The 5,205-nt window shown below is 64.9% G+C and carries 4 protein-coding genes; all 4 read right to left on the bottom strand.

The features are described from left to right. Window positions 1-748, bottom strand: a 748-nt coding sequence (locus EN780_RS27060; protein ID WP_133372728.1) for a GGDEF domain-containing protein, incomplete at its 3' end; no start/stop codon positions are given. A gap of 113 nt (window positions 749-861) precedes the next feature. Next, window positions 862-1,668, bottom strand: coding sequence for a DUF72 domain-containing protein (locus EN780_RS27055; protein WP_128275825.1), 807 nt, complete (start codon window positions 1,666-1,668; stop codon window positions 862-864). Window positions 1,669-1,696: 28 nt separating this feature from the next. Next, window positions 1,697-2,161: an N-acetyltransferase gene (locus EN780_RS27050; protein WP_128275824.1), complete on the bottom strand. Its 465-nt coding sequence runs from the start codon at window positions 2,159-2,161 to the stop codon at window positions 1,697-1,699. A gap of 32 nt (window positions 2,162-2,193) precedes the next feature. Beyond that, window positions 2,194-5,115 carry an excinuclease ABC subunit UvrA gene (gene uvrA, locus EN780_RS27045; RefSeq protein ID WP_128275823.1) on the bottom strand — a complete coding sequence of 974 codons (2,922 nt, stop codon included), beginning with the start codon at window positions 5,113-5,115 and terminating at the stop codon, window positions 2,194-2,196. Between the last annotated feature and the right edge of the window lie 90 nt (window positions 5,116-5,205).

Here is a 5,205-nt window from a genome sequence, read left to right as displayed (position 1 = left end):
CCGCCATGAAAGCGCCTACCGGCGCTTCGCCATGCAGGTCGAACAGCGCGCGCCGGTTGAGCAGGCCGGTCAGCGGATCGGTGAGCGCATTGCGCCGGTGATGCTGCGCCAGCCGCCCCTGGTTCAGCGCCAGCGACAGCCCGCCGATGCCGGTCATCGAGGCGATGACGATGATGAGGCTGAGATCCTCGGCCCAGTTGCTCGGCGCGTGGCCGAGCACCAGCCTGCCGTCCCAGGCCAGCACCGCCGCGCACAGCACGAACGAAGCCGCGGTCAGCGAATAGAGCAGGGCGACACCCTGCAGCGGCGCAGGCGCTTCCTCCCGCCCGCGCCAGTATTCATGCGCCGTCGCGAACAGCAGCAGGCCGGCAAGGAAATTCTCCAGCATGAAGCCAAGCCCGTCATAGCCGAGCGCCATGGGCGGCAGCGCCAAAGCGAGCGAAATGCCGGCGCCCACCAGGACGCGCGGCAATGGCGAGCGCCCTGTCCTGAACTGGTGGGCGGCACCCAGCATCACCGAAAAGCCGAGCAGCAGAAGTGCCAGCGTCAGAACGCCAAGGACAGGCCCAGGGGATTCGATATAAGCGTCATAGACAAACACCTCGCCGACGATCAGCAGCACGCTGATGGCCCAGGTCAGAAGGAACCTGTCGGAGCGGGCGGTCAGCCATGTGCCGAACAACGTCATGCTGAGGCAGGCGGCGGAAAAGCCGACCGCCAGCAGCATTGAATTGTAGTCGAGCAGCATGCCCTGTCCTTGCCGGCGGCGGCGCCAGAGTCTGCTCTGGCGTCGGCTATTAGTGCCGCAAGGAAGTGTCGATACCGTTACGATATCCGCGAAGATACCGAGATTTTGCCGCGTCAGCCCGTCACGCGCTTCATCAGCGCCATGGCGCCGAACGGTGCGCGCACCTTGCCCTCGGTGATGAAATAGGCGAACACGTCGCGCGGCTTGACCGGCGCGTCGATTTTGGGATCGACGCGCGGCAGGTCGGCCGGCTGCTTGCCTTCCGCCCAGGTCTTTACCCGCGTCGCCCACTCATCCAACCCTTTCGGCGTGTAGCAGTCGGGATTGTCGTCGCTGCCGGTCTGCAGGCGCGCATAGACGAAATCGCCGGTGACGTCGGCGATAGCCGGATATTTGGCATGGTCGGCATAGACGATCGCCGCCTTGTACTTGCGCGCAAGCGCCGCGAATTCCGGCACGATGAAGCTGTCGTGGCGGACTTCCAGCGCGTGGCGCAGCGCGACGCCGTCCTGCTTCTCGGGGAGCAGCTTCAAGAAGGCTTCGAAATCATCCGCGTCGAACTTCTTCGTCGGCGCGAACTGCCACAGGATCGGGCCGAGCTTGTCGCCGAGCGCGGCGACGCCGGAGCCGAGGAAACGCATCATCGACTCGCCGGCCTCGCCCAGCACGCGCCGGTTGGTGACGAAGCGGTTGCCTTTCAGCGAATAGACGAAACCGTCCGGCGCCTCGCTCGCCCATTTCACGAAGGTCGGCTCCTTGAAGCTGGAATAGAAGGTGCCGTTGACCTCGATGCTCGGCACCTGCCGGCTGGCGTATTGGAGCTGCTTGGCCTTGGACAGCTTGTCCGGATAGAAGGACGTGTCCCACGGCTCGAACGTCCAGCCGCCCATGCCCGAGCGGATCGTTCCTTGGCTGGCCATTGTCATCCTCCCAGTTTCAAAAGAGCTATCAGGCGGCTTGGTCGACCGGCTTGGCCATGTCGACCACAATCCATCCTGGCCGGTAGGGGTGTGCCCGGCGACCCGTTTCCCGGAAACCATAGGCTGTATAGAGCGCGATGTTTCGCTCCATCCGCGAATTGGTGTAGAGCCGCACCTCCGGCAGACCCCATGACTGTGTCTGTTCGTCGGCGAAGTCGAGCAGCGCGATGCCCAACTTCTTGCCTTGAAACGCAGGCGACACGGCCACGCTGAAGATCATGACATGGTCGGCATGGCGCTCGAGCACGATCAGCCCGGCAAGCTCAGCACCGCTCTCCAGCAGCCAGACCTCGCCGCGCTCGATGCGCGGCGCATAGTCTTCCGTCACCGGCATGGGTGGCGCGCCGAGCAGAGCGGTGTAGGGCGCATGGGCGGCGGTGGTCAGCGAAACGACCGCGGGGAGATCCGCCGCAAGCGCCTTTGTGATTGTCATTCAAACGCTCTCCAGGCGCTGACGATTGCGCACTACTCCGCCGCTTCGCGCTTGCCTCCGGGGCGCCGCTCCAGCAGCTCCTTGAGGAACTGGCCGGTGTAGCTGCGCTTCTCGCGCACGATCGCTTCCGGCGTGCCGGAGGCGACCAGTTCGCCGCCGCCGTCGCCGCCTTCGGGGCCGAGGTCGAGCACCCAGTCGGCGGTCTTGATGACTTCGAGATTGTGCTCGATGACCACCACCGTGTTGCCCTGGTCGACCAGCTCATGCAGCACTTCGAGCAACTTGGCGACGTCGTGGAAATGCAGGCCGGTGGTCGGCTCGTCGAGGATGTAGAGCGTCTTGCCTGTCGCCTTGCGCGACAATTCCTTGGCGAGCTTGATACGCTGCGCCTCGCCGCCCGACAGAGTCGTCGCCTGCTGGCCGATATGGATGTAGCCCAAGCCGACCTGCTTCAGCGTCTCCAGCTTGTCGCGGACGCCGGGCACGGCAGCGAAGAAGTCGACGCCTTCCTCGACCGTCATGTCGAGCACGTCGGCGATCGACTTGCCCTTGAACAGCACGTCGAGCGTCTCACGGTTGTAGCGCTTGCCGTGGCAGACGTCGCAGGTGACGTAGACGTCGGGCAGGAAGTGCATCTCGATCTTGATGACGCCGTCGCCCTGGCAGGCCTCGCAGCGGCCGCCCTTGACGTTGAACGAGAAGCGTCCCGGCTGATAGCCGCGCGCCTTGGCCTCCGGCAGGCCCGCGAACCAGTCGCGAATCGGCGTGAAGGCGCCGGTATAGGTGGCAGGGTTGGAACGCGGCGTGCGGCCGATCGGCGACTGGTCGATGTCGATGACCTTGTCGAGGAACTCCAGCCCCTCGATGCGGTCATGCTCGGCCGGATGCTGGCGCGAGCCCATGATGCGGCGCGAGGCCGCCTTGAACAGCGTCTCGATCAGGAAGGTCGACTTGCCGCCGCCGGACACGCCGGTCACGGCAGTGAAGGTGCCGAGCGGGATCTCGGCGGTAACGTTCTTCAGATTGTTGCCGCGCGCGCCGACGACCTTGATACGCCGGTTCTTCTTCGCCTCGCGGCGCACGCCAGGTGTGGCCACTTCGAGCTCGCCCGACAGGTATTTGCCGGTGATCGAGGCGGGGGCCGCCATGATCTGCTGCGGTGTGCCTTGCGCGATGATCTCGCCGCCGTGGATGCCGGCGGCCGGGCCGATGTCGACGACATAGTCGGCATGCAGGATCGCGTCCTCGTCATGCTCGACCACGATCACCGTGTTGCCGATGTCGCGCAGGTGCTTCAGCGTGTCGAGCAGGCGAGCATTGTCGCGCTGATGCAGGCCGATCGACGGCTCGTCCAGCACATAGAGCACGCCGGTGAGGCCCGAGCCGATCTGCGACGCGAGCCGGATGCGCTGGCTCTCGCCGCCCGACAGCGTGCCGGAATTGCGCGAAAGCGTCAGATAGTCGAGGCCGACATCGTTGAGGAAGCGCAGCCGCTCGCGGATCTCCTTGAGCACGCGCACCGCAATCTCGTTCTGCTTGTCGTTGAGCTGCGCCGGCAGATCGGTGAACCACTGGTCGGCCTTGCGGATCGACTGCTCGGTCACTTCGCCAATGTGTTTTCCCGCGATCTTCACCGCCAGCGCCTCCGGCTTCAGCCGGTAGCCGCCGCAGGAGGGGCAGGGGGTCGCCGACATGAAGCGCTCGATCTCCTCGCGCATCCAGGCGGATTCGGTCTCCTTCCAGCGCCGGTCGAGATTGGGGATGACGCCCTCGAAGGTCTTGGTCGTCTTGTAGGAGCGCAGACCGTCATCGTACTGGAAGGTGATCTCGCGCTCGCCGGTGCCGTGCAGGATGGCTTCCTGCGCCGCGGCGGAAAGATCCTTGAACTTGTCGCCGAGCTTGAAGCCATAGGCCTTGCCCAGCGCTTCCAGCGTCTGCGCGTAATAGGGCGAGGTCGACTTCGCCCACGGGCTGACCGCGCCGTCGCGCAGCGAAAGGTTCTCGTCGGGCACCACCAGATTGGCGTCGATGGCGCGCTGGCTGCCGAGACCGTCGCAGGTCGGGCAGGCGCCGAACGGATTGTTGAAGGAGAACAGCCTGGGCTCGATCTCCGGAATGGTGAAGGCTGAAACCGGGCAGGCGAATTTCTCCGAGAACAGGATGCGCTCATGCGTCTCGTTCTTCGACTTGTTGACCGAGTCCCCACCGGTCAGGCTGGCGTCGAGCGGCCTGTCGGCGAATTCGGCAACGGCCAGGCCCTCGGCAAGCTTAAGCGCCGTCTCCATGGAATCGGCAAGTCGCGTCGCCAGGTCGCCGCGCAGGACAATGCGGTCGACGACCACGTCGATGTCGTGCTTGTACTTCTTGTCCAGCGCCGGCACGTCGGCGATCTCGTAGAAGACGCCGTCGACCTTGACGCGCTGGAAACCCTTCTTCTGCAGCTCCAGCAGTTCCTTGCGGTACTCGCCCTTGCGGCCGCGCACGATCGGCGCCAGCAGGAACAGGCGCGTGCCTTCCTCCAGCGCCAGCACCCGGTCGACCATCTGGCTGACCGTCTGGCTCTCGATCGGCAGGCCGGTGGCCGGCGAATAGGGAACGCCGACGCGCGCGAACAGGAGGCGCATGTAGTCGTAGATCTCGGTGACGGTGCCGACCGTCGAGCGCGGATTCTTCGACGTCGTCTTCTGTTCGATGGAGATGGCGGGAGACAGCCCGTCGATCTGGTCGACATCAGGCTTCTGCATCATTTCCAGGAACTGGCGCGCATAGGCCGACAGGCTCTCGACGTAGCGGCGCTGGCCTTCGGCATAGATCGTGTCGAAGGCGAGCGACGACTTGCCGGACCCTGACAGGCCGGTCATGACGATAAGGCTGTCACGCGGCAGGTCGAGATCGACGTTCTTCAGATTGTGTTCGCGCGCCCCGCGAATGGAAAGGTATTTATGGTCGGCCATCGCCGGTCGCCGCCTCAGGTCTGGAATTCGTGGGATCGGCGGGGTTCTCCCCGCCCTCCCCTCTGTAGGTAATTTTTCCGCCCCCTCGAG

Origin of the sequence: Mesorhizobium sp. M4B.F.Ca.ET.089.01.1.1, assembly GCF_004022605.1 — a bacterium.
Taxonomy (GTDB): Bacteria; Pseudomonadota; Alphaproteobacteria; order Rhizobiales; family Rhizobiaceae; genus Mesorhizobium; species Mesorhizobium abyssinicae.
This window is presented reverse-complemented; position numbering and strand designations above follow the sequence as displayed.